Annotated in this window: 26 protein-coding genes; 10 read left to right on the forward strand and 16 right to left on the reverse strand. The window is 66.2% G+C overall.

What is annotated here, in order from left to right:
* Nucleotides 1-22 precede the first annotated feature (22 nt).
* Nucleotides 23-1,096, reverse strand: a complete 1,074-nt coding sequence (locus tag H276_RS0106505) for a folate-binding protein YgfZ (RefSeq protein WP_026356656.1) — start codon at nt 1,094-1,096, stop codon at nt 23-25.
* Nucleotides 1,097-1,140: 44 nt separating this feature from the next.
* Here H276_RS0106505 and H276_RS0106510 point away from each other — a divergent pair, with 44 nt between their 5' ends.
* Nucleotides 1,141-2,031: an aminodeoxychorismate lyase gene (locus tag H276_RS0106510; protein WP_019970499.1), complete on the forward strand. Its 891-nt coding sequence runs from the start codon at nt 1,141-1,143 to the stop codon at nt 2,029-2,031.
* Nucleotides 2,032-2,341: 310 nt separating this feature from the next.
* Here H276_RS0106510 and H276_RS0106515 read toward each other — a convergent pair whose 3' ends face one another.
* The 8 genes from H276_RS0106515 to lmeA all read right to left on the reverse strand — a co-directional run bounded on the left by H276_RS0106515 (nt 2,342) and on the right by lmeA (nt 6,568).
* Complete coding sequence (locus tag H276_RS0106515; RefSeq protein WP_019970500.1) at nt 2,342-2,593, reverse strand: hypothetical protein; 252 nt, start codon at nt 2,591-2,593, stop codon at nt 2,342-2,344.
* Nucleotides 2,593-3,267 (reverse strand): FABP family protein, encoded by a 675-nt coding sequence (locus tag H276_RS0106520; RefSeq protein ID WP_019970501.1) that lies wholly within the window; start codon nt 3,265-3,267, stop codon nt 2,593-2,595. Before H276_RS0106520 ends, H276_RS0106515 begins: the two co-directional genes overlap by 1 nt.
* Before the next feature lie 214 nt (nt 3,268-3,481).
* Nucleotides 3,482-3,784: a DUF1416 domain-containing protein gene (locus H276_RS0106530; RefSeq protein ID WP_019970502.1), complete on the reverse strand. Its 303-nt coding sequence runs from the start codon at nt 3,782-3,784 to the stop codon at nt 3,482-3,484.
* A 1-nt stretch (nt 3,785) separates the two neighbouring features.
* The gene (locus tag H276_RS0106535; RefSeq protein ID WP_019970503.1) at nt 3,786-4,622 is read right to left on the reverse strand and encodes a sulfurtransferase; all 837 of its coding nucleotides are present in this window, start codon (nt 4,620-4,622) and stop codon (nt 3,786-3,788) included.
* A gap of 36 nt (nt 4,623-4,658) precedes the next feature.
* Nucleotides 4,659-5,138 carry a DUF4395 domain-containing protein gene (locus H276_RS0106540; protein WP_019970504.1) on the reverse strand — a complete coding sequence of 160 codons (480 nt, stop codon included), beginning with the start codon at nt 5,136-5,138 and terminating at the stop codon, nt 4,659-4,661.
* A gap of 88 nt (nt 5,139-5,226) precedes the next feature.
* Entirely contained in the window at nt 5,227-5,313 is an 87-nt protein-coding gene (locus H276_RS25630; RefSeq protein WP_369758424.1) for an Ms5788A family Cys-rich leader peptide, read from the reverse strand.
* A 29-nt stretch (nt 5,314-5,342) separates the two neighbouring features.
* Entirely contained in the window at nt 5,343-5,768 is a 426-nt protein-coding gene (locus H276_RS0106545; RefSeq protein WP_019970505.1) for a thioredoxin family protein, read from the reverse strand.
* Nucleotides 5,765-6,568 carry a mannan chain length control protein LmeA gene (lmeA, locus tag H276_RS0106550; RefSeq protein WP_036460698.1) on the reverse strand — a complete coding sequence of 268 codons (804 nt, stop codon included), beginning with the start codon at nt 6,566-6,568 and terminating at the stop codon, nt 5,765-5,767. Before lmeA ends, H276_RS0106545 begins: the two co-directional genes overlap by 4 nt.
* 180 nt (nt 6,569-6,748) lie before the next feature.
* Between lmeA and H276_RS0106555 the strand changes: the two genes are divergently transcribed.
* The 6 genes from H276_RS0106555 (at nt 6,749) to pstB (ending at nt 12,513) form a co-directional block, all read left to right on the forward strand.
* Nucleotides 6,749-7,522 (forward strand): response regulator transcription factor, encoded by a 774-nt coding sequence (locus H276_RS0106555; protein ID WP_026356657.1) that lies wholly within the window; start codon nt 6,749-6,751, stop codon nt 7,520-7,522.
* The gene (mshD, locus tag H276_RS0106560) at nt 7,519-8,469 is read left to right on the forward strand and encodes a mycothiol synthase (protein WP_019970508.1); all 951 of its coding nucleotides are present in this window, start codon (nt 7,519-7,521) and stop codon (nt 8,467-8,469) included. The genes H276_RS0106555 and mshD overlap by 4 nt, the downstream gene beginning before the upstream one ends.
* Nucleotides 8,470-8,574: 105 nt before the next feature.
* On the forward strand, nt 8,575-9,714 hold the full coding sequence (pstS, locus tag H276_RS0106565) for a phosphate ABC transporter substrate-binding protein PstS (RefSeq protein WP_026356658.1): 1,140 nt from the start codon (nt 8,575-8,577) through the stop codon (nt 9,712-9,714).
* A 43-nt stretch (nt 9,715-9,757) separates the two neighbouring features.
* Nucleotides 9,758-10,816: a phosphate ABC transporter permease subunit PstC gene (gene pstC / locus H276_RS0106570; RefSeq protein ID WP_019970510.1), complete on the forward strand. Its 1,059-nt coding sequence runs from the start codon at nt 9,758-9,760 to the stop codon at nt 10,814-10,816.
* Entirely contained in the window at nt 10,813-11,727 is a 915-nt protein-coding gene (gene pstA / locus H276_RS0106575) for a phosphate ABC transporter permease PstA (protein ID WP_019970511.1), read from the forward strand. Before pstC ends, pstA begins: the two co-directional genes overlap by 4 nt.
* Nucleotides 11,728-11,736: 9 nt before the next feature.
* Nucleotides 11,737-12,513 carry a phosphate ABC transporter ATP-binding protein PstB gene (gene pstB / locus H276_RS0106580; RefSeq protein ID WP_019970512.1) on the forward strand — a complete coding sequence of 259 codons (777 nt, stop codon included), beginning with the start codon at nt 11,737-11,739 and terminating at the stop codon, nt 12,511-12,513.
* Nucleotides 12,514-12,599: 86 nt separating this feature from the next.
* Here the strand turns inward: pstB and H276_RS0106585 are convergent, their stop codons facing one another.
* Nucleotides 12,600-13,574: a zinc-binding alcohol dehydrogenase family protein gene (locus H276_RS0106585; RefSeq protein WP_019970513.1), complete on the reverse strand. Its 975-nt coding sequence runs from the start codon at nt 13,572-13,574 to the stop codon at nt 12,600-12,602.
* A gap of 80 nt (nt 13,575-13,654) precedes the next feature.
* Here H276_RS0106585 and H276_RS0106590 point away from each other — a divergent pair, with 80 nt between their 5' ends.
* Nucleotides 13,655-14,161: a MarR family winged helix-turn-helix transcriptional regulator gene (locus H276_RS0106590; RefSeq protein ID WP_026356659.1), complete on the forward strand. Its 507-nt coding sequence runs from the start codon at nt 13,655-13,657 to the stop codon at nt 14,159-14,161.
* A 6-nt stretch (nt 14,162-14,167) separates the two neighbouring features.
* On the opposite strand, the gene phoU is transcribed toward H276_RS0106590, so the two are convergent.
* From phoU to H276_RS0106610, 4 genes are all read right to left on the reverse strand, one after another.
* A complete protein-coding gene (gene phoU / locus H276_RS0106595) occupies nt 14,168-14,833 on the reverse strand; it encodes a phosphate signaling complex protein PhoU (protein WP_019970515.1) in 666 nt (221 codons plus the stop codon).
* Nucleotides 14,834-14,905: 72 nt separating this feature from the next.
* Nucleotides 14,906-16,948: an LCP family protein gene (locus H276_RS0106600; RefSeq protein WP_019970516.1), complete on the reverse strand. Its 2,043-nt coding sequence runs from the start codon at nt 16,946-16,948 to the stop codon at nt 14,906-14,908.
* Between the two features lie 343 nt (nt 16,949-17,291).
* Nucleotides 17,292-18,425 (reverse strand): tRNA dihydrouridine synthase DusB, encoded by a 1,134-nt coding sequence (gene dusB / locus H276_RS0106605; protein ID WP_019970517.1) that lies wholly within the window; start codon nt 18,423-18,425, stop codon nt 17,292-17,294.
* A gap of 29 nt (nt 18,426-18,454) precedes the next feature.
* On the reverse strand, nt 18,455-19,459 hold the full coding sequence (locus H276_RS0106610) for an acyl-ACP desaturase (protein ID WP_026356661.1): 1,005 nt from the start codon (nt 19,457-19,459) through the stop codon (nt 18,455-18,457).
* 190 nt (nt 19,460-19,649) lie between these two features.
* Here H276_RS0106610 and H276_RS0106615 point away from each other — a divergent pair, with 190 nt between their 5' ends.
* Complete coding sequence (locus tag H276_RS0106615; RefSeq protein WP_019970519.1) at nt 19,650-20,114, forward strand: hypothetical protein; 465 nt, start codon at nt 19,650-19,652, stop codon at nt 20,112-20,114.
* Nucleotides 20,115-20,118: 4 nt separating this feature from the next.
* Here H276_RS0106615 and H276_RS0106620 read toward each other — a convergent pair whose 3' ends face one another.
* On the reverse strand, nt 20,119-20,703 hold the full coding sequence (locus H276_RS0106620; protein WP_026356662.1) for a TetR/AcrR family transcriptional regulator: 585 nt from the start codon (nt 20,701-20,703) through the stop codon (nt 20,119-20,121).
* A gap of 81 nt (nt 20,704-20,784) precedes the next feature.
* On the opposite strand from H276_RS0106620, the gene H276_RS0106625 reads away from it, so the two are divergent.
* Entirely contained in the window at nt 20,785-21,783 is a 999-nt protein-coding gene (locus tag H276_RS0106625; protein WP_081625414.1) for an oxygenase MpaB family protein, read from the forward strand.
* 13 nt (nt 21,784-21,796) lie between these two features.
* On the opposite strand, the gene H276_RS0106630 is transcribed toward H276_RS0106625, so the two are convergent.
* Nucleotides 21,797-22,192: a DUF732 domain-containing protein gene (locus tag H276_RS0106630; protein WP_019970522.1), complete on the reverse strand. Its 396-nt coding sequence runs from the start codon at nt 22,190-22,192 to the stop codon at nt 21,797-21,799.
* Between the last annotated feature and the right edge of the window lie 205 nt (nt 22,193-22,397).

Here is a 22,397-nt window from a genome sequence, read left to right on the forward strand (position 1 = left end):
CCTGGAACGACCGTGACAACCGTTACGTACCGCTGCGCAGCCGGTCGACCGCGGTCCGCCCGGCCCCTGCGGTGGTGTCCGCCGCGGGCATGGAGTCGGGGTCGATGACGGCCGCTACCGCGACCTCGCCACCGGTGACGAGCTGGGTGTCGACTGGAATCCCGCGTTTGAGCAGGGCGAGCGCGATCGGGCCGTCGTCGACGTGGTCGACGACGGTGCCGAGCCGGCCCACGGTGCGGCCTCCTGCGGTCACCGGGTCGCCCGTGGCGGGACGTTCGGAGGACCCGTCGAGCTGGAGCAGGACCAGCATCCGCGGCGGTCTGCCCAGGTTGTGTACGCGCGCGACGGTTTCCTGGCCCCGGTAGCAGCCCTTGTCCAGGTGGACTGCAGACCCGATCCAGCCGACCTCGTGCGGGATGGTGCGTTCGTCGGTGTCGACGCCCAGTCGGGGCCGCCGCGCCGCCACCCGCAGCGCCTCGTACGCCCAGATCCCGGCCGGCCGCACCCCTGCTGTCCGCAGGCGCTGGCTCCAGGCGTCGGCCTGGTCGCGGGGGACCACGAGATCCAGTTCGATGGTGCCGGACGGGAGGCGACGTACGAAACCGCCATCGGGCAAGGGCGCCGCTGACAGCTCGGCCGGCAGGGCAGCGAGCCCCAGCGCGTTCAGAACCGCCGTGCCGGCCAGCGCCGGGCCCAGCAGGGACAGCACTGCCAGATCGGCGGGCTCGATCTGTACGTCGGCCCAGAACACCATTTTGCGCAGGTAGCTCAGCAGCGGTTCGGCCCGCCAGGACTCCGTATCCAGATACGTGGTGCCGCCGAGCTCTGTCTGAATCCAGTGGTCCTCAACCCGGCCCTGCAGATCCAGGCTCAAGTTTTCTGTCACGGTTCCGTCGGGCAGCGCACTGACATGCTGCGTGGAGATGCTGTGCAGCCAAGTCTGGCGGTCTTTCCCGGTGAGGGTGAGCACCGCCCGGTGGGACCGGTCGACCACGACGGACTCCTGGGCCGCTGCCCGCTGTTCGCCGAGGGGATCGCCGTAGTGCCACACCGCACCGGCGTCGGGGCTGCCGTCGGGCGCAGGGACTGCTGTCAGTGCTTCTGACATGGTCCAACTCTACGGCGCTAAGGTGAGGCCCCATGGCGAGTCAACCAGCAGTGCTGGTCACCCTGGACGGGCAGCTCCACGACCCCGACACGCCCGTCCTGCACGCCGACGAGCTGGCGGCGGTGCGCGGCGACGGTGTCTTCGAGACCCTCCTGGTTCGTGCCGGCAGGCCATGTCTGTTGGAGTCGCATCTGGCCCGGCTCGGTCAATCCGCCCGGATGCTCGATCTGCCCGAGCCGGACCTGCCGGCCTGGCGGAACGCTGTCGGCGTCGGCGTGCAGCGCTGGGTCGCCGAGCACTCGTCGGATCAGGCCGGGGACGGGGTGCTGCGTCTGGTGTACAGCCGGGGCCGGGAGAGCGGCGGGGCGCCGACGGCGTTTGTCACCATCGGAGGGTTGGCCGACCGGGTGGCCGGTGCACGACGCGACGGGGTCGAGGTAATCACACTGGACCGGGGACTGCCGCTCGGCGCGGCCGACATGCCGTGGCTGGTGGCCGGTGCCAAGACGTTGTCCTACGCCGTCAACATGGCCGCGTTACGGCACGCTGCGCGCCACGGCGCCGGTGACGTGATCTTCGTCAGCTCGGACGGGTATCTGCTGGAAGGGCCGCGGTCCACCGTGGTCATCGCGACTACCGACGAATCAGGTGGGCTGCTGTTGCTCACGCCGCCGCCGTGGTACCCGATCCTGCGCGGAACCACCCAGCAGGCGCTGTTCGAAGTGGCCCGCAGTAAGGGTTACGACTGCGACTACCGTCAGCTGCGGCCGGCGGATCTTCTTACTGCACAAGGGGTTTGGCTCATCTCGAGCATCACGCTGGCAGCCCGGGTGCACACCCTGGACGGGCAGCCGTTACCGTTTGCGCCGCTTCACGACGAGCTGGCCGGGTTGGTGGACGCGGCCATCGTCAGTGATCGCTGAGAGTAAATCGCTTGTCGCGGTGCGGGTATGACGGTACGGTCGTTCGTACACAGGGAAGGAGGTGGTCCGACAAATTGATCGATTTATGGACATGTGAGGTGGCTGCCCGCTAGCTGTGCCGGGTGAATTGCCTGCGCGCGCTGGCGAATTCCCCGCAGTCACCCGGCCCCCGAGCCTCTCGGTCAGTCCAACCAGGATCCAAGGCTCGGGGGCCGCCCCATATCCAGACCGGGAAATCCCGCTACCGCGGAGGTGTCGGCACCAGCGAGGCGTCCCCCGAACCAGTGTCAGGTGTCGGCGGTGTGACCGGTTAGCTTGGCCCGGGAGCCAAGTCTGAACATGCCGTCATGGCCTTCTGCCAGGTACCGGCGTCCACTCCGGCCGGCGGCCCGGCTACCGGACCGGGTGCCGGGGGCACACCGTGGTCGGTGAGACAGTGTGCGAACGAGCCGTGCTCGGGTGGTGTCGAGGTCGGTGCCGGTTGGGGTCCGCTCTCCGTCGAGCAGGAGACCAGTGCTGCCGCGGCGGCCAGCCCGGCCACCGCGTATCCGAGGCGGTGCACTAGCCGACAAACCTGGTCAGCCGGGCCGACAGGTGCGGCACTAGGCCGCCGTCGGCGTCGACGCGCTCCTCCACGTATGCCAGATCGCCGCCCTCGACGATCCCGTAGAGCCGTTTGGCGCCACCGACCAGCACGCCGGAACGGCTACGAGCCAGTGCGTCGGTGGCCAGCTCCCACGAGGACTGGTTGAGCGGCTGGCCGTAGAACAACTCCACATAGCCGGCCGAATGTGCCAACAGGAGTTCGATGGCCTGGGTCTCATCGAGGCTGGTCGGATCGGCCGGGTCCGTCACGAAGCGCCAGTAACCCGTCTCGCGCAGGCCCGGTGAATCGTATTCGCCGTCTTCGTTCAGCCGCCAGGACCGCGCTTCCCAGTTCAAGTAGTCACCGCCGTCGTGGGACACCACGATCTGTTGTCCGAAGCGGTAGTCACCGTCAGCGTCGCGACCTTCACCCTCGCCGCGCCAGACGCCCACCAGCGGCAACAGCGCCAGCAGCGCATCGCTGAGGTTGGCACCGTCACGAACATTCGCGGTATCCGCCGGCAGCGGCAGATCCTGGAACGCCGGCACGTTGCGCACCGCCGTCGTCTTCGCTCGTTCGGCAGCCGCGGCGACCGCCCGGTCACCCGAACCCGGCACGACAGGCTCGGGACCGTCCTGTTTGGACGTCACGACTCGTCGGTGACGAGCCGGTAGAGGGTGTACAACGCGAACCACGTGATGACCACGACGGCCGCGACGAGCATGATCTCGAAGAAGAGCACCACGGCGACGAGTCTAGTTCCTAAGTAGAGCCCTCGGCGCTCTGGGTGCCTCGCCTCGATCGTCGCTAGGCGGGGCTGATGTGCCTAGCTCCTCAGCGGCTCGTACCTCGCCTCGATCGTCGCTAGGCGACCTTGACGTCGACCTCGTGGATGCCCGCACCGGTCGGCGCGACACTGGCGTCACCGTTGCCGGCGGGTGACAGTGCACGCAGGGTCCAGGTACCCGGCGCGGCGAAGAAGCGGAAGTCGCCGGTCGCCGATGCGACCACCTCGGCGGTGAACTCGTCGGAGGCGTCGAGCAGACGCACGAACGCCCCGCCGACCGCCTGGCCGGCGCCGTCGACCACGCGGCCCGTGATCACGGTTTCCTTCTCCAGGTCGACGCCGGCCGGCAACGTCTGTCCTTGCTTGGGTGCAGAGCACATATCAACTTCCCAACTCGATCGGGGCGCCCACGAGGGAGCCGTATTCCGTCCAACTGCCGTCGTAGTTCTTGACGTTCTGGTGTCCCAGCAGTTCCTGCAGCACGAACCAGGTGTGCGACGAACGCTCACCGATTCGGCAGTAGGCGATGGTTTCCTTCTCGCCGTCCAGGCCCGCGGCGGCGTAGAGCGCGGCGAGGTCCTCGTCGGACTTGAAGGTGCCGTCTTCGTTGGCGGCCTTGCTCCACGGAACGTTGATGGCTCCGGGGATGTGTCCGGGCCGCTGGCTCTGCTCCTGTGGAAGGTGAGCCGGGGCCAGGATCTTGCCGGAGAACTCGTCGGGTGAACGCACGTCGACCAGGTTCTTGACGTTGATCGCAGCGATCACGTCGTCGCGGAAGGCGCGGATGCTGTGGTCCTGCGGCTTCGCCGAGTACGACGTAGCAGCACGGCCGGGCGTCTCTTTGACCAGCGGGCGGGCGTCGAGCTGCCAGCGCTTACGGCCACCGTCGAGCAGCTTGACGTCGGAGTGGCCGTACAGCTTGAAGTACCAGTAGGCATATGCCGCGAACCAGTTGTTGTTGCCGCCGTACAGGACCACGGTGTCGTCATTGCTGATGCCCTTGTCGGACAACAGCTTCGAGAACTGCTGCTGGTCGACGAAGTCCCGCTTGACGGCGTCCTGCAGGTCGTCCCTCCAGTCCAGTTTGACGGCGCCGGGGATGTGGCCCTCGTCGTCATAAGCGCTGGTGTTCTCGTCGACCTCGACGAATATCACGCCAGGAGTATTCAGATTGTTCCCGGCCCATTCGGTGGAGACCAGGACGTCGGAGCGTGCCATAGACGAGATCCTTTCGTTTGCTTGATATTTGGAGGGTCAAGCGGGTGTTGAGATGGGGCTCTGGGTGCGACGGAAACGGGTCACCAGCGGATAGATCTGGCAGCCGAGGCAAATGCCGAACGCGGCGTTGAGGAACGCCGCCATCAGGGCCAGCGCGGTGGCTGTCAAGCCCAGCGCAGGGATGGCGAGCGCAAAGCCGACGGCACCCACGACCGCGAAGGCGAAGCCGACCAGTTGTGCGAACTTCAGTGGTGCGACCGGCTCACGCTCGGTGACCGGCCCGAGGTGTGGCGCCACCAGCGTGGCGAATATCCGGCCGTAGGGATGTCGGCGAGGACCGCCGATAGCGCCGATGGCGAACACCACCGCCTGCAGACCGAGCAGCACTGCCGCGGGCACATTGCTGATCCCGGAGATCAGCAATGTGACGATCAGTGCGCCAGTGGTGACCCAGGCAGCGAATCGGGGTCCGCGGACATCGACCTGACCGGCGGTTGCGAGGTAGGGAACTGACATGCGAAAAAGCTCCTGTTGTTGAAAGGCTGGATGGTGAGCAGGCCGGAGCGACGACTCCGAGCGGGCACGTCAAGACGCGCGACTGCGCTCAACAGCAACAACAGCAGCAACCCGCAACGCGGCACAGATCGACTGCGCGGCGCTTGGTGAGCAGAAGCTCAAGGCGGGCGGACACGTGCGACAGCTTACCCAATAACCGGCTAGTCAGGCCAACAGTGGTTCCAGCGCCGTACGCAGGTCAGCAGCCTTGGGCACGCCGCTGGTGCGGTACCGCTGATGCCCTTCGGTGTCGAAGATGAACGTCGTCGGCAGCGACAACACCGAAAGTCGCCGTGCCGCCTCCGGATTCGCGTCCATATCGATCTCCACATGGGCCACTGCGGGTAGTTCGGCGCAGACCTGGTCGACCACGCGGCGCACGCCCGCGCAGGGTCCGCACCAGACGGCGCTGAAATGCACGATGGTCGGACCTGTGGTCGACAGGCCCAGATCGGAGGTGTCCAGCGCCGCCGCGGCCTCATCGGCGGCCCGCAACATTCCCGCCCGCAGTGTGACGAGCCGGCCGATCACATACGCCGCCCCCAGGGCGGCGATGAGGACCGCGATCACGGTGATCATGGAAGTGCTCATGTCTGCCTGAACTCGTTCAACTCGACGGTTACTCCCTCGGCGATGCCCTCGATGATGATGTCCGAGCCCCGGGCGCCCTCACTGGTGGGTGCGATACCGAACGGCAGCTTCTGCCCGGTGATGGTGCCGCTGAACTCGGCGAGCACCGCGGCGGTCTTGTCCTCGGGGACCGGCTCGTCAGCGGTGCCCGCTCCCGTGAGCACGCCGGTGGCAGTCATCACCAGCGTGCTGTGATCGTTGCCGGTAATACTGAGGTCGACCGTGACGCTGACGCGCTTGTCGATTCCTGCGGCCCTGGGGGTACCGGTGAACACCAGGCCCTGGTTGCTGGATATGCCTGATTCCGTCGTACCGCCGGTCGAGTCGTTGGTCTCCCGCGACGGTGCCTCGACCAGCAGATCGTCGATACCCATGAACCGGCCGACGTGAGTGGAATCGATGATGATCCGGCTTTCCAGCTTCCCGATGTGCATCGGAGCGTCCGCTCGGATGAGCCAGGAAGCCTCGGTGAGGTCGATGTGGTGCATGGTGGCTTCCAGTGAGGCCTTGCCCACCACGGGGTGGTCAACGCCGATCGCGCGCAGCTCGACCTCGTTGTAGTGGTGTCGACGGGCCTGGGTGATGAACGGAAACCCGAGGATGGCAGCGGTGGGGTCCCAGTTCAGCGCTGCCGCTGAGCGCAGCGTGCGGGCCAGTCGGTATTCGGCATAGATGGCGGCGCCGAAGTCCACACCGACTGCTGCGACCACGAGCGCGACCACGGTCACGACGAACCCGATCACCAGTTTCCGCACCGGCATATTGTTGCCCACATCCGAATGGACGCTTTTCGCGGTGCGGCCGATCTGTAGGTAACGCGTTATCGTTAGAAGACATCTGGCCGGTAACGGCCAGGTGTCAGTCATGAATCCACCGAAATCACCTCCGACATTGGCGTCCGGGGCGGTTCCAAAGTGATTCCCGGTACGCCGGAGGACCAGTTGGATCTGCTGCTACTCACCCTCGATTCGCATCCGGAGACTGTCCTGCCCTCCCTGTCGCTGTTGGCGCACCGCGTGCGCACGGCACCGACCGAGGTCCCCTCGCTCCTGGAGGCGGGCAACGCCGATGTGGCGATCGTCGATGCGCGGACGGATCTGGCCGCCGCCCGCGGATTGTGTCGCCTGCTGGGGACCACCGGGACGGTGCCTGTGGTCGCGGTGCTCAACGAAGGCGGACTCGTCGCCGTCAACCACGAATGGGGCCTGGACGAGATACTGCTGCCGGGTACCGGACCGGCCGAGATCGACGCGCGGCTTCGGTTGCTGATGGGCCGCCGCGGCGGCGCGGCCAGCCAGGAGAACGCCGACAAGATCTCCCTCGGCGAGCTGGTCATCGACGAGGGCACCTATACAGCGCGGCTGCGCGGCCGCCCGCTCGACCTCACCTATAAGGAGTTCGAGCTGCTGAAGTACCTGTCACAGCATGCCGGTCGGGTGTTCACCCGCGCCCAGCTGCTGCAGGAAGTGTGGGGATACGACTTCTTCGGCGGCACCCGCACCGTCGACGTCCACGTTCGGCGACTGCGCGCCAAGCTGGGGCCCGAGTACGAATCGCTGATCGGCACCGTGCGCAATGTCGGCTACAAGGCGGTGCGTCCCTCCCGCACACGCACACCGGCCGCAGAGCCCCCGCCCGACGACAGCGACGATGACGCCGACTACTCACCGCCGTTCGACAACGGTTCGCTCGCTGATCGGTTGCCGGCCAAGTGACGGTGGTGAGCTGGCGCACGGCGTTGTCCGATGCCGATCAGCAGCAGATCCGTGCCCTCATTGCGGCCGCGACGGAGTCCGATGGGATCGCACCGGTCGGTGACCAGGTGCTGCGCGAGCTCGCGCACGACCGGACCCGCCACCTGGTTGCCGTCGACGGCGACGATCTGATCGGCTACCTCAACCTGGCCCCGGCCGGCGACGGTGATCCGGTGATGGCCGAGCTGGTGGTACACCCGCGCAACAGACGGCAGGGGACCGGGTCGGAGCTGGCCCGTAGCGGGCTGTCCGCCGGTGGGTCGGACACCCGGATCTGGGCGCACGGCAACCTCGAGCCCGCCCGGGCCCTCGCGTCGTCGCTCGGGTTGGTCATCGTCAGGGAACTGCTGCAGATGCGTCGCCCCCTGGCCGACCTGCCCCCGGTGCGCGACCCGGCGGGCGTCACGATCCGGACGTACCGGGGTCCAGAGGACGACGCCGAGTTGCTTCGGGTCAACAACGCGGCCTTTTCCTGGCATCCCGAGCAGGGGGGCTGGACCGAGCGGGAGATCGCCGAACGCCGCGAGGAACCGTGGTTCGACCCCGAGGGCCTGTTCTTGGCGTTCGACGACGAGACCCGCACGCGAGGAGGACCAAAATCATCCGGGCGGCTGGTGGGTTTCCACTGGACGAAGATCCACGCCGACGGCCTGCGGGGTGGTACGGGTCTCGGTGAGGTTTACGTGGTGGGCGTCGATCCGTCCGCGCAGGGCCGCGGACTGGGTTCCGTGTTGACGTTGACGGGCCTGCATCATCTCGCAGGGGCGCTGTCGGCCAGTTCACAGCCTGCCGTCATGCTTTACGTCGAGGCAGATAACTTCGCAGCGGTGAACACTTACCGAAAACTCGGTTTCGAGGTTGCTGTTGTCGACGCGGCATACGGGCCCGTGCCACGTGGCAAGCAATAACACGCCGAACCTGTTCACCGCCCGTTCATATTCCATCACCGCACCGTCCACTGCGGCCGCATACGTTGCCGAGGTGTCTGACGCCGTCAAACGAAAGTGGGATACGTGAAGCTCAACAGCATTGGTAAGAGGGTTGGTACTCCGCTGGGAGTGGCCTTGTCCGCGACCGCCGTCGCCGCGCTGACGCTGACCGCCTGCGGCAGCGACAACAACGCCGGCACCACATCCGGCGCGTCGGCCTCCGGGACCGCCGCGTCGTCCGCCGAGTGCGGCGGTAAGAACTCGTTGACCGCGGAAGGCTCGACAGCTCAGCAGAACGCCATCGCGCTGTTCAACCAGGCGTGGGGTCAGGCTTGCCCGGGCAAGAACCTTTCCTACAACCCGACCGGGTCGGGCGCTGGCCGCGAGCAGTTCATCGCCAAGCAAGTTGATTTCGCGGGCTCGGACTCGGCGCTGAGTGGCGATCAGGTCAAGGCCGCGGCCGATCGCTGCGGCGGAAACCCGGCCTGGAACCTGCCGCTGGTGTTCGGCCCCGTCGCGATGGCCTACAACGTCGAGGGTGTCGACAACCTTGTCGTCAACGGCGAGGTGCTGGCCGGGATCTTCCAGGGCCAGATCAAGAAGTGGAACGACCCCGCCATCGCGGCGCTCAACGCCGGCACCAACCTGCCGGACACCGACATCAAGCCGGTCTACCGGTCGGACTCCTCGGGTACCACCGACAACTTCCAAAAGTACCTGACAGCTGCCGCGCCGCAGGTTTGGACCAAGGGTACGGGCAGCGAGTTCCAGGGCGGCGCCGGTGAAGGTGCGCAGAAGTCCTCCGGTGTGGTGCAGGCCGTGCAGAACACCCCCGGGGCAATCGGCTACGTGGAGAAGGGCTTCGCCGAGCAGGCCAAGCTGGCCATGGCCCAAATCGACAGCGGCGCAGGCCCGGTGGCACTGACCAACGAGTCGGCCGGCAAGGCGATCGACGCCGCCAAGTTCGCCGGTGAGGGCAACGACCTGGTGCTCGACCTCAATTCGCTGTACGGCTCCAAGGAAGCCGGTGCCTACCCGTTGGTACTGGCGACCTACAACATCGTCTGCTCCAAGGGCTACGACGCCGATACCTCCGCTGCCGTCAAATCGTTCCTGACGGTGGCTGCGAATCAGGGGCAGGCGGGGCTGAGCGACGCCGGTTATGTCCCGCTTCCGGACGCTTTCAAGCAGCGCCTGCTTACTTCGGTCAACGCGATCGCCTAGGTCGCTGCCGCAATTATTCTGGTGAGGATGGACTTTCGATCTCATGACCGACAGGGGCCCGGACGGGACGACCGTGACAACACCTGATCCTGCCGACTCGGGGTCGGGCGAGGCACTTGCCGCGCCCGTCCCGGAGCCGGAGCCGATCGCCACCGAACCGTCCCACGGGGCGGCGAAAGTGCGGTTGGGTGACCGCATATTCCGCGGCCTGGCCGAGGGTTCGGGCATCCTGATCGTCGCGCTCATCGCGGCGATCGGGGTGTTCCTGCTCTGGCGGGCCATCCCGGCGCTGGCCCGCAACGAAGAGAACTTCTTCCTCTACGGCGGTAACTGGGTCACCACCGACACCTCGAAGATGCACTTCGGCATCTTCGACCTGTTGCAGGTGACGGTGTTCGTGTCGGTGTTCTCGCTGATCCTGGCGATGCCCGTCGCATTGGGCATCGCGATTTTCCTCACCCAGTACTCCCCGAAGCGGTTGTCAGGTCCGCTGGCCTACATGGTCGACCTGCTGGCGGCGGTGCCGTCGATCGTCTACGGCGTGTGGGGCCTGTATGTGCTGGCGCCGGTGCTCAAGCCGCTGGCGGTCTGGCTCAACGAGAATCTGTCGTGGTTGTTCCTGTTCAAGACCGGCAACGTGTCGTTGGCCGGTGGTGGCACGATTTTCACTGCGGGCATCGTGCTGGCGGTGATGATCCTGCCGATCATCACCGCGGTGTCGCGAGAGGTGTTCGTGCAGACCCCCCGTGGGCAGATCGAGGCCGCATTGGCCCTCGGCGCGACCCGCTGGGAAGTGGTGCGTACGACGGTGCTGCCGTTCGGGATGTCGGGTTACATCAGTGGTGCGATGCTCGGCCTGGGCCGCGCACTCGGCGAGACCATCGCCCTGCTGATCATCCTGCGCGGCACCCAGACCGCATTCGGCTGGTCGCTGTTCGACGGCGGCTACACCTTCGCCAGCAAGATTGCCGCTACAGCAAGTGAATTCAACGACCAGTACAAGGCCGGCGCCTACATTGCCGCAGGCCTCGTGCTGTTCATTCTCACCTTCGTGGTGAACTCGCTGGCGCGTGCTGTCGTCGCCGGAAAGGGCCGGTCATGACCTCGACACTCGACCACCCGGTCAAGGTGCCCGCTTTTCAGGGCGTCAGCCTTCGCCGCAAGCTCACCAATCACGCTGCCACGGGGCTCGTCTCGGCGTCCATGCTGGTCGCGCTGGTGCCGTTGCTGTGGGTGCTGTGGTCGGCGGTCGCCAAGGGGTGGAGCGCTCTGACGTCCCCGGCGTGGTTCACCAACTCTCAGTCGGGCATGACGGCGTTCGCCCCCGGCGGCGGTGTCTACCACGCCCTGGTCGGCACGCTGCTGCAAGGCATCGTGTGCTCGGTCATCTCCATTCCCATCGGTGTCATGGTCGCGGTGTACCTCGTCGAATACGGCGGCGGTACCCGGCTGGGCAAGCTCACCACGTTCATGGTCGACATCCTCACCGGTGTGCCCTCGATCGTGGCTGCACTGTTCATCTATGCGCTGTGGGTGGCCACCCTGGGCTTCGGTCGGTCCGGCTTCGCGGTGTCACTGTCCTTGGTGCTGTTGATGATTCCGGTGATCGTCCGTGCCACCGAGGAGATGCTGCGGATCGTCCCGATGGATCTGCGCGAGGCCAGTTATGCGCTGGGCGTGCCGAAGTGGAAGACCATCCTGCGCATCGTAATCCCGACGGCACTGTCGGGCATCGTCACCGGCGTCATGCTGGCGCTGGCCCGCGTGATGGGCGAGACCGCACCGCTGCTGATCTTGGTCGGCTATGCCCAGGCGATCAACTTCGACATGTTCAGCGGGTTCATGGGATCGCTGCCGGGCATGATGTACGACCAGATCTCGGCAGGCGCGGGTGCCAACCCGGTGCCGACAGACCGGCTGTGGGGTGCGGCGCTGACGCTCATCCTGCTGGTCGCGGTGCTCAACATTGCGGCCCGATTGGTCGCCAAAATCTTCGCCCCCAAGAAGTTCTAGGAGCACACCATGGCCAAGAGGCTCGATCTCAAAGACGTCAACATCTACTACGGGTCGTTCCACGCGGTCGCCGATGTCGCGCTGTCGGTGCAGCCACGCAGCGTCACCGCGTTCATCGGCCCGTCGGGCTGCGGCAAGTCGACCGTGCTGCGCACGCTGAACCGTATGCACGAGGTCATCCCCGGCGCCCGCGTCGAGGGCTCGGTGCTGCTCGACGGCGAGGACATCTACGGCGCCGGCGTCGACCCCGTCGGCGTACGGAAGACCATCGGTATGGTGTTCCAGCGGCCGAATCCGTTCCCCACCATGTCGATTCGTGACAACGTGGTTGCCGGGCTGAAGCTGCAGGGTGTGCGCAACAAGAAGATGCTGGACGAGGTCGCCGAGCGCTCACTCAAGGGTGCGAACCTGTGGAACGAGGTCAAGGACCGGCTCGACAAGCCCGGCGGCGGCCTGTCCGGCGGCCAGCAGCAGCGGTTGTGCATCGCCAGAGCCATTGCGGTGCAGCCCGACGTGTTGCTGATGGACGAGCCCTGCTCGGCACTCGATCCGATCTCCACGCTGGCCATCGAAGACCTGATCTCGACGCTCAAGCTGGACTACACGATCGTCATCGTCACCCACAACATGCAGCAGGCCGCCCGGGTCAGCGACCAGACGGCGTTCTTCAATCTAGAGGCCACCGGCAAGCCCGGCCGGCTCGTCGAGATCGACGACACCGAGAAGATTTTCTCCAACCCCAGCAAGAAGGCCACCGAGGACTACATCTCCGGCCGGTTCGGCTGACTTCTTTCGGCTGACTTCTTTCCGCGAACAGACACCAAGGTCCCGGAAACCCGGCGTGTCGGGAACCTTGATGTCTGCTCGCGGGCTCAGGGCGTCAACACCACACGGGTGCCCGATGGTTCGCGGGTCGTCCACGCCTGCTCCACCTCGGCCAGCGGCCGGGCCTGGGTGCGCAGCTCCAGCTCGCCCGTGGCGACCATGGCGAACATCCGGGTGAGTCCTTCGGTGCGGGCCTGCAGCAAGACCTCCGGCGGGACGCTGCCGATGCCGACACCGCTGACGGTGATGCCGTTGCCGCGCAGCACCCCGGCATCCAGCTCCAGCGTGGGCCCTGCCATCGAGCCGATCTGGACGAACCGCGTGGAGTGGTAGTGCGCCGACGGGTGGCTCGCGGCGAGCGCACCCAGTGTCTGCGCTGCCGGGTTTCCCCAGAGGTAGTCGAGCACTGCATCGAACGGCCGCTGCGCGTGTAGCGCCTCGACGCGAGCGCCGAGATCCTCTGTGCCGAGGGCGATTGCGTCGTCAGCGCCGACGGAACGCAGCCATTGCAGCCGCTCGGGGTCGCGGCCGGCGACCACTACCTGGCCAGCGCCGAACACGGACTTCGCGAGCTGCACGGCCGTGGCACCGGTGACCCCGGTTGCCCCGAGCACCAGCACGTGGTCGCCGGGTTTGACGGCGGCCGCGTGGGTCAGTGCGACCCACGCGGAGACGCCCGGGTTGGGCAGGGCCGCGGCGGTTACGGAGTCCAGCGCATCGGGGATCTCGATGCCCCCGCGGGGGTCGATGAGGGTCCGCTCGGCCATCATGCCGTAGGGCGCAAGCGCGCCGGTATAGATGCGTCGGCCGTCGGCCAGCCGGGCCACCCCATCCACACCTGGGATGGCAGGGAGCTGAATCTCCTTGCTCGCGTAGTGCTTTCCAGATACCAGCGCGCGAGTGAGGTTGGTCAGTGCGGACGCCTCGACGGGGACCACCTCGGCTCCGTCGCGGGGCTGGGGTTCGGGTAGATCGGTGTAGGTGGGCACCTGGCCCCATTCGTTGACGACCGCGGCCTTCATGTCGGCTCCTTTGGTTTTTTCGAATATAGTTTCACTGGAAACGATATACGGGCCGCGGGTGAGATGGCAATATGGTTTCCGTGAAAACCAAGCTCGCGCTGGTCGACGACATCACCGCACTGATCGGCGCAGTCGGAGACAAGTTCGACGACGGCGACGACGGCGATGCCGAGCGCGATTTCATGGCGGAGCGGTGCCCCGCTCGGCTGGACCGCGCAGTGCGGGATCTGCCCACGTTGAGCATGCACCTGCTGGCCGATATCGCTGACGGGCCCGTCAGTGTGGTCGGGTTGGCGGGACGGTCGGGCAGGCTCAAGGGCACGGTGTCCAAACATGTTCAGCGGTTGGTGGCCGCCGGGCTGGTAGCGCGAGACCCAATTCCCGGCAACCGCAAAGAGATCGAGCTCAGCCTTACTGCAGACGGCGAGCTGGTGGTTGAAGTGCACCGCCAACTGCATGCCGAAATGGATTCCGGCTGGCGCGATTTCCTGCTGCGCTACAGCAGCGCCGAGCTACAGGTGCTGACCAAGGTGCTCGGCGACCTGGCTGCCGCCCGTAAAATCGGTGTCCGGTTGGTACCGGGTTGACACCGACTACCGTTGTGCGATGGCCTCGCCGTCCGGATAAACACCGGTGACTTGGAAGATCACCCGGCGAGCGACCTCGACGGCGTGGTCGGCGAAGCGCTCGTAGAACCGGCTCAACAACGTCACGTCGACGGCCGCGGTCACACCGTACTTCCAGTCCCGGTCCATCAACACGGTGAACAGGTGACGGTGCAGATCGTCCATCGCATCGTCTTCCTCCTGGATCCTGGCCGCCTTCTCCGGATCCCGGGTGATCAGCACCTCGCGCGCGGCATGGCCCAATTCCACGGCCACCCGTCCCATCTCGGCGAAGTAGCCGTTGACCTCCTCGGGCAGGGCATGCTGCGGATGGCGCCGCCGGGCGATCTTGGCGACGTGCAGCGCCAGCGCGCCCATGCGGTCGACGTCGGCCACGATCTGGATCGAGCCCACCACCGAACGCAGATCACCGGCGACCGGGGCCTGCAGGGCCAACAACACGAATGCGGATTCCTCGGCCCGCGTGCTCAACGCGGAAATCTGGTCGTGATCGGTGATGACCTGCTCAGCCAGAACCAGATCGGCCTGCAGCAGCGCCTGGGTGGCGCGCTCCATCGCAGTACCCGCAAGATCACACATCGCGCCGAGCTGGTGGGTGAGGGAATCCAACTGTTCGTGGTACTGGGTGCGCATGCGACAAGATTAGGCGGTCAGGCGCCAGGTCGTCACGACGCTCCCGGTGAACGGAGGGTGAATGGCGCCCGATTATTCACAGGTGGTGTCGGCAGCGTTGGTGACGGCCAGGTCGGGGGGAAGCTCGGTGTGAACGGTGCTGGTGCCGTGCACCACGTTCACCTGCACCTCTGAACCGCTCGGTGTGGGCGCGTTCACGTTGTGGAAGTCGGAGCCCAGTACCACCCGCACGACGCTGCCCATGCCGCTCACGCGTTCGATCGTCGGGTTGGAGAACGAAGATGCGACCGTGGCAGCGGCCTGCTCGTTACCGGGGGAGAAGAACACCGTGGTGGCTGACAGCGCCTCTGGGTAGTCGTCCGGGCTCGACACGTTGAAGCCGTGCTGCTGCAGCTCCTCGGCTGCGGTGGCGGCGAGTCCGTCGGCGCCGGTCGAGTTCGACACGCGCACGGTGATGTCCTGCGGGTCGGTCGTGACAGCGTTGACGAGTTCGGCGGGAGCGGGGTCGGCCGCGGGTGCCGGTGCCTCGGTCTGTGGGGCCTCGGACGACTGGGCGGCCGAGGTGCTCGACGGCGTGCTGCCCGGGACCGGGGTGTTGTCGGGGTTCTTCTCACCCGGCAGCGGGTCGTCGTTGATGATCGCGTCGAACAACGCCCGCATGCCGTCGGTGCGCGGGGTCTCGTTGCCGCTCTCGTCGGCGTATCCGACCGTGGGCACCGTCACGAAGCTGATCCGCCCGGCGTTGACGCCCTGCACTGACTGGCCCAGGTCGACGAGATCCTTGGTCTTGATGTTGTCGACGTAGCTGTCGGCGATGAACATGTTGACGACATTGTTCAGCTTGCTCAGCGAGAAGAAGGTGTCCTTGGAGATCAGCGAACGCAGCAACGAGGACAGGAACAGCTGCTGGCGTTTGATGCGGCCGTAGTCACCGTTGAACTCGGTAGTCACCTGGCGCGCACGCACGTAGTTCAACGCGGTGTGGCCGTCGACGGTTTGACGCCCGGCGTTGGCCAGCACGGTACCCAGTTCGTAGTCCTCCAGCGGAGTGGTGCTACACACCTCGACACCGCCGAGTGCGTCGACCATCTTGGAGAACCCGGCGAAGTCGACGGCCATGAACCGGGTGATGGACAGGCCGGACAGCTTCTGGATCTCCTTCACCAGACATTTGGGGCCGCCGAAGGCGAACGCCGAGTTGATCTTGGTCTCGGTATATACCTCGTCCGGACCGTAGGTGCCGGTGTCCTTGTCGTAGATAGGGCCGTACGCCGAAGTCTCGGGATTCCATGGCTCGCATTTGATCGGCGTGATCGCCAGGTCCCGGGGGAACGAGACGGCGACCACGCGTTTGCGGTTGGCCGGGATGTTCACCAGCATGATCGTGTCCGAGCGGGCACCGTCCGCGTCTTCGGTGTCGCCCGCGCCCATCTGGGCGTTGTCGCCGAACCGGCTGTCGATACCGACGATCAGGAAGTTCTCGTCGCCGAATTGGGCGTTGGGGTCGAGGATGTCGCGGGAATTCGGGTCGAGCGCCGAGACTTTGTTGAGCATGTTGTTCTTCGACGACTGCCACTGCCACGCGCTGCCGGTCAGCACCAGTGCGAGTACTGCCAGCAGCGCAGCGACGGCACGGCCGGCCAGCATCACTCTATGGTGGCGCGCAGGCGCCGGCTCGATGATCTCCGTCAACGGATCTCGATCGATCGGACGGCCGACTGCGCGCATCGGGGGCACATGACCTGCCCGCCAGAAGTGACGTGCCGGTGCGGGCAAGCGAGGGTGATCGTGGGTCGCGGCGGGCTTGACCGCGGTGTCCGTAAGGTCTCCGCGATCCGGCGAGGCGTCGGCGTAGACCGGGTCTTCGGCGTAGGCCGGGTCCGCAGCCGCCGTGTCGTCCGGGACGTCGTGCACGCCCTCGATCACCTCGGTGGGGTCGGGCCGTTGCGGCCCGGGAAGAGGTTCGGGGTCCGGCTCCGGGGCGGCGCGATGGCGCGACCGGCGCGGGGCCGGTACGTCGTCGGTGCGCGACATCCGCGCGATGAGGTCGGCGACGGTGACCCCGTCGGCGTGGCTACCGGTCGGCTCGCCGGGCGCCGGAGCGGGGTCGACCACATGATCTGCATGATCTGCGCGCTCCCACGGCGCGGCGCCTGGCAATGGCAGCGGGGATCGGGTAAGCCATTGATTGTCGTCGGCGTCTTGTGCGTGTCGCCGACGACCAGGAGTGGCGTTGTCGCCGTCACTCAATGTTCTACCGGCCTCCGACTCGGTGGGCGTGCGCGTCGGTGCGCATCAATCTTCCGGGGCGCGTTGAGCGTCCCTAGCAGCAATAAGCGTGGTTGCGATCCTCGCCGCCGGCCACGACCGAACCCCCATCGTAACGAGGCGGCCCGGGTGTCGGCCAGCCAGAGAAGATGACGGACTCATCTCGAAACCGGGCCGGATCGGCCACCGGTCAGCCCCCGGAGTGCATCACGTCAGCGCCGAAGGGCACCGCGCAGTCGTCGGGGTCATCAAGCCAGCCCTCTGGTAGTGACACCGACGCCGCAGAGCCCTGACGGCCGCGAGGGCCGGTCGCCGCGTCCGGAAATGCGGTGTCGCCGTCCAGCTGGCAGAGCAACTCGTCGAGTTCGGCCCGGGTCTTCACCAGAGCCAGCCCGCGGCGCAGGTCCGCGCCTGCCGGGAAGCCGTGCAGATACCAGGCCACGTGCTTGCGGATGTCTCGCATGCCCTTGTCTTCGCCGAAGTGCTCGCTGAGCAGCTCGCCGTGGCGGCGGACGATGTCGGCGACCTCGCCCAGGGTCGGCGGAGTCGGTGCGGGCCGTCCGGTGAACGCCGCGGACAACTCGGCGAACAACCAGGGTCGGCCCAGGCAGCCACGACCGATGACGACACCGTCGCAGCCGGTGGCCGCCATCATCGCCAGCGCGTCGTCGGCTTCGAAGATGTCTCCGTTGCCCAGTACGGGAATGCCGGTGACATGGGCTTTGAGGGCGGCGATCTGCTCCCAGTCGGCGGTGCCTGAGTAGCGCTGCGCCGCGGTGCGGGCGTGCAGTGCGACGGCGGCCGCGCCTTCTTCGGCGGCGATCCGGCCGGCGTCAAGGTGGGTGTGATGCGCGTCGTCGATGCCGATCCGGAACTTGACGGTCACCGGGATATCGGTGCCTTTCGTCGCCGCCACTGCAGCTCCAATGATCTGCCCGAACAGCCGCCGCTTGTACGGCAGCGCCGAGCCGCCGCCGCGCTTGGTGACTTTGGGCACCGGGCAGCCGAAGTTCATGTCGATGTGGTCGGCCAGCCCCTCGGCGGCGATCATCCTGGCCGCCCGGAACGTGGTCTCCGGGTCCACTGTGTAGAGCTGCAACGACCGCGGCGACTCGTCGGGAGCGAACGTCGTCATGTGCATGGTGACGGGATGTCGCTCGACCAGAGCGCGGGCGGTGACCATCTCGCAGACATACAGGCCGCTGACGGTGCCGGCGCGGGCCACCTCCAACTCACGGCACAACGTGCGGAACGCGACATTGGTCACACCCGCCATGGGTGCGAGCACGACGGGGCTGGGCAACGCGAACGGCCCGATCCGCAATTGGGATCGGGCCGACGCTTCCGGCGGGTTTACGACGACGCCGATGACGACACCAGGAGGTTCTTCATCGCCTTCTTCTCGGCCATCTTGCGCTCACGCTCCAGGCGGCGCTCCTTGGCGACCTCGAACTTCTCGCAGGCGTCTTCCAACTCCTGGACCAGCCGGCCCAGGTCGTCGCGTAGCCGAGCGCCCTCTCCCGTGAAGTCCTCACGCTCGAAGATGCGCCACTTCTTGAGCACCGGCATCACGACGTCGTCGAGGTGGATCCGCGGATCGTAGACGCCGCCGACGGCGATCACCACGGCCTTGCGGCGGAAGTCCGGCACCGTATAACCAGGCATCTTGAAGTTGTCCAGCACGCGGTGCAGCGAGGCCATCGCCTGGTTGGGGCAGATGTCCAGACCCGCGGCGCTGACATCGCGGTAGAAGATCATGTGCAGGTTCTCGTCGCCGGAGATGCGCTGCAGCAGCTGGTCGGCGATGGGGTCGTCACATGCCTTGCCGGTGTTGCGGTGCGACACCCGGGTGGCGAGTTCCTGGAACGTCACGTAGATGACCGAGTCGAACAGGCTCTCCGCGAACAGGTCGCCCTGCTGGTTCTGACCCGGGGAGAATCCGCGGGTGACCTGCTCGAGGCGCAGCTCCTCGAGCTCCACCGGGTCGACGGCGCGGGTCACGACGAGATAGTCGCGCAGTGCGATGCCGTGGCGGTTCTCCTCGGCGGTCCAGCGGTTGACCCATTGACCCCAAGCACCGTCCATACCCATATTCATCGCGATCTCGCGATGGTAGGACGGCAGGTTGTCCTCGGTCAGCAGGTTCTGGACCATTGAGGTCTGCGCGACCTCGGAAAGCTTGGACTGGCCGGGTTCCCAGTCTTGACCGCCGAGTGCGTAGTAGTTCTTGCCGTCGGACCATGGGATGTAGTCGTGAGGATTCCAGTCCTTACGCATCCGCATGTGCCGGTTGATGGCTGTCTCGACGACAGGCTCGAGCTCGTGTAGGAGCTGCAGGTCGGTCATTTCCTTCGACATGTGCGTTGGCCTTCCTCGTCGCCGTCTGTCCGACTATCCGAGTTATCTGTACCCGTTGGTTGCACTCAATATATCTGTGTATCCCGGTGACATCAAGTTACTCCACCTTGTGGCGCAGTGGCCTGCGCCACGCGGCGGATAGCGGTAACATCCGTCAATACTTTTCAGTGGACTTGGAGGTACGGCACAGGTGAAGAAGCTTCTCGTCGTCGGGGCGGGCTCGGCCATCGCGGCTACGGCGGCCATGGCAACTGTCCTGCTCGGCGCCGGCGTTGCCGCTGCCGACGACTACGCCGGACAGACCTACGCGGACGCCTCGTCGGCGGCCGGGGATGCGGGACTGACGGTCACGGTCGCAGCCCGCGTGGGTGACAGACTGTCGGAGGACGACTGCATCGTGACGCGGTCGCAGACTCCGCCCTTCACCAGCGCCGATGACGGTTCTCACCGCTCCGGTGAGGTCCAGTTCTACCTGAACTGCGAAGGCGCGTATGCGTCGGCCAACAAGCCCGGACCGTCAGTGGCCAGCCCGGAGGGGCGTGAAGCCAAGGCCGCCGACGACGCCGCGGCCGCGAAGGCTGCCGCCGAGCAGGAAGCGGAGTCGTCCTCGTCCGAGGAAGGCGAGCTGGCCGACGTCAGTACGCCTGACCAGTAATCGGTCAGAAGCTGACTACGCGTCCGACGAGCATGTCGACGCAGTAGTCGATGAACTGATCGCGGCTGACCGGCAGCCTGTTGTTGAGGTACGCGGTAAACAGCGCGGTCAAGGCACCGATCAGGCTCGTCGCCACCATGGTCTGACGGACCGGATCGGTGATGCGGATGAGTCTCTGCTGCAGTAGATCGATGAAGTTCGGCATCCACTCCGCTCCTGACCGGGTCAGCACCGGCTCGGATTCCGGAGCCAGCAGCAACACGCGGCCGCGGGTGGGGTCGTCGACCATCAGGGCGACGAAGCGCTCCACCGCTTCGCGGGGCGTGGCCGCATTGCTCAACGCGGTCATTGCTGCTGCGCAGACGTCGTCATAGACCGCGCGCACGAATTCGTCACGGTCGGTGAAGCTCTCATAGAAGTAGCGTTCGGTCAGCGCTGCCTCCCGGCACACTGCCCGCACGGTCAGTGCCGGGCCTGAGGCGCTTCCCAGCAATGTCACCCCCGCTGCAACGAGTTCGTCGCGACGCAACTCCGCACGTTTCCGCAACGGCACGCCGGACCATCGGCGCGGGCGTTGACCGGATGGCACATGGGCTCCTAGGCTCTTGGTGACAACATATGTAGTCAAAATCACATGCGGCCACCGTTTCTGCTGGCAGAAAGTCCACTTGTGACTCAAGATACGTCTGGGGCATGCCCGATGACCAGCGTCGCGGCGGGGTGTCCGATGGCGCCTGGAGGGTATGACGTACCGCCCACCCCGCTGGGTCCCGATTCATTGACCTGGAAGTACTTCGGCGACTGGCGGGGCATGCTGCAGGGCCCGTGGGCCGGCTCCATGCAGAACATGCACCCGCAACTCGGCGCGGCAGTCGAGGACCACTCGATCTTCTTCCAGGAGCGTTGGCCGAGGCTGCTGCGCTCGCTGTACCCGATCGGCGGGGTGGTCTTCGACGGCGACCGTGCTCCGCTGACCGCTGCTGAGGTGCGCGACTACCACGTCAACATCAAGGGTGTCGACGCGCAAGGGCGCCGGTATCACGCTTTGAACCCCGACGTCTTCTACTGGGCGCATGCGACGTTCTTCGTCGGCACCATCATCGTGGCCGATCGGCTCGCGGGCGGTATCTCCGAGGCCGACAAGCGGCAGCTGTTCGAGGAGCACAAGCAGTGGTACTCGATGTACGGCATGAGCATGCGGCCGGTCCCCAAAACCTGGGAGGACTTCCAGGCCTATTGGGATCACATGTGCCGCAGTGTCTTGGAGAACAACAAGGCGGCCCGTGACGTGCTGGACCTGTCCGAGCTACCCAAGCCGCCGTTCGCGGCGAAGATGCCCGACTGGCTGTGGGCGCTGCAGCGCCGCTATATCGTGCAACCGCTGTTCGTCTGGTTCACCGTCGGTCTGTACGACCCCGCTGTGCGCGACCTGACGGGCTACACCTGGACCGACCGCGACGAGCGCCGACACCGGTTGCTGGGCAAGACGATCGGCCACGTGTTCAAACTGGTGCCGAAGCGTTATCACTATCATCCGAGAGCCCGCGCCGGCTGGGATCGGGCGGCCGGACGTATCCCCGCGGATGCGCCGCTGGTGCACACCCCGGCTCGCAACCTGCCGCCGGTGGGCCACCGCGACAACGGGATGCATTACAGCCCGGCCGTGTGACCGATCGCGGCTGTCAGTGGCCTACCAGGGCGCGGTACTGCGGGCAGTAGACGTCGACCGCGCCCCAGATGAGGTTGACGGCTACGCCCTTCTGCAGACCGCTTGCGGTGAGCTGGCCGAGGATGCTGCGCACCGTGCGGGCGGGCTCGATCTTTCCTGCCGCGACCTTGTCGCAGATCCCGTGGCCTGCCTGGACGGCCTGTTCAGGGGATTCCACCGGGATATTGAGCTGCTTGACGATCTCGAGGAACCTGGTGTCGTCGGCCGTATCGGCATGGGCCGGTGCAACACCGAACGCCATGGCGACGACCAACGCGGCCGCGCTGACCGATGTGGCGATGGCCCGAGTGGGCCGTACGCGAAGGGGATCGGATTCGGCCAAGTGCCGCGAACCCCGCCGGGACAACATAGCGCGCTCCTTCGGTTCAACTGCCGATCCTGGGGCTAAACCTTAACTGGTAACTGCCAGTGATCACGTAAGAGTGCTTTTAGTGCGCCTCGCATGCTCCTGTAACTGAACGGAAGTTTGCCAACCCTGGCTGAGCGGTGGGACTTAGGGCGCTGGGCACCGGCCTTCACCCTGACCCACACCTACTAGACCGTAGAGGACACCC

It is taken from the genome of Mycobacterium sp. 141, assembly GCF_000382405.1.
In the GTDB taxonomy this organism is placed as follows: domain Bacteria; phylum Actinomycetota; class Actinomycetes; order Mycobacteriales; family Mycobacteriaceae; genus Mycobacterium.

Bases quoted from the DNA above. Each gene is read 5' to 3' on its own strand.
- H276_RS0106510 (WP_019970499.1), top strand. From the start codon at position 1,141: ATGGCGAGTCAACCAGCAGTGCTGGTCACCCTGGACGGGCAGCTCCAC.
- H276_RS0106530 (WP_019970502.1), bottom strand. From the start codon at position 3,784: ATGTGCTCTGCACCCAAGCAAGGACAGACGTTGCCGGCCGGCGTCGAC.
- H276_RS0106535 (WP_019970503.1), bottom strand. From the start codon at position 4,622: ATGGCACGCTCCGACGTCCTGGTCTCCACCGAATGGGCCGGGAACAAT.
- H276_RS0106540 (WP_019970504.1), bottom strand. From the start codon at position 5,138: ATGTCAGTTCCCTACCTCGCAACCGCCGGTCAGGTCGATGTCCGCGGA.
- H276_RS0106545 (WP_019970505.1), bottom strand. From the start codon at position 5,768: ATGAGCACTTCCATGATCACCGTGATCGCGGTCCTCATCGCCGCCCTG.
- lmeA (WP_036460698.1), bottom strand. From the start codon at position 6,568: ATGCCGGTGCGGAAACTGGTGATCGGGTTCGTCGTGACCGTGGTCGCG.
- pstC (WP_019970510.1), top strand. From the start codon at position 9,758: ATGACCGACAGGGGCCCGGACGGGACGACCGTGACAACACCTGATCCT.
- pstA (WP_019970511.1), top strand. From the start codon at position 10,813: ATGACCTCGACACTCGACCACCCGGTCAAGGTGCCCGCTTTTCAGGGC.
- pstB (WP_019970512.1), top strand. From the start codon at position 11,737: ATGGCCAAGAGGCTCGATCTCAAAGACGTCAACATCTACTACGGGTCG.
- H276_RS0106585 (WP_019970513.1), bottom strand. From the start codon at position 13,574: ATGAAGGCCGCGGTCGTCAACGAATGGGGCCAGGTGCCCACCTACACC.
- phoU (WP_019970515.1), bottom strand. From the start codon at position 14,833: ATGCGCACCCAGTACCACGAACAGTTGGATTCCCTCACCCACCAGCTC.
- H276_RS0106610 (WP_026356661.1), bottom strand. From the start codon at position 19,459: ATGTCGAAGGAAATGACCGACCTGCAGCTCCTACACGAGCTCGAGCCT.
- H276_RS0106630 (WP_019970522.1), bottom strand. From the start codon at position 22,192: ATGTTGTCCCGGCGGGGTTCGCGGCACTTGGCCGAATCCGATCCCCTT.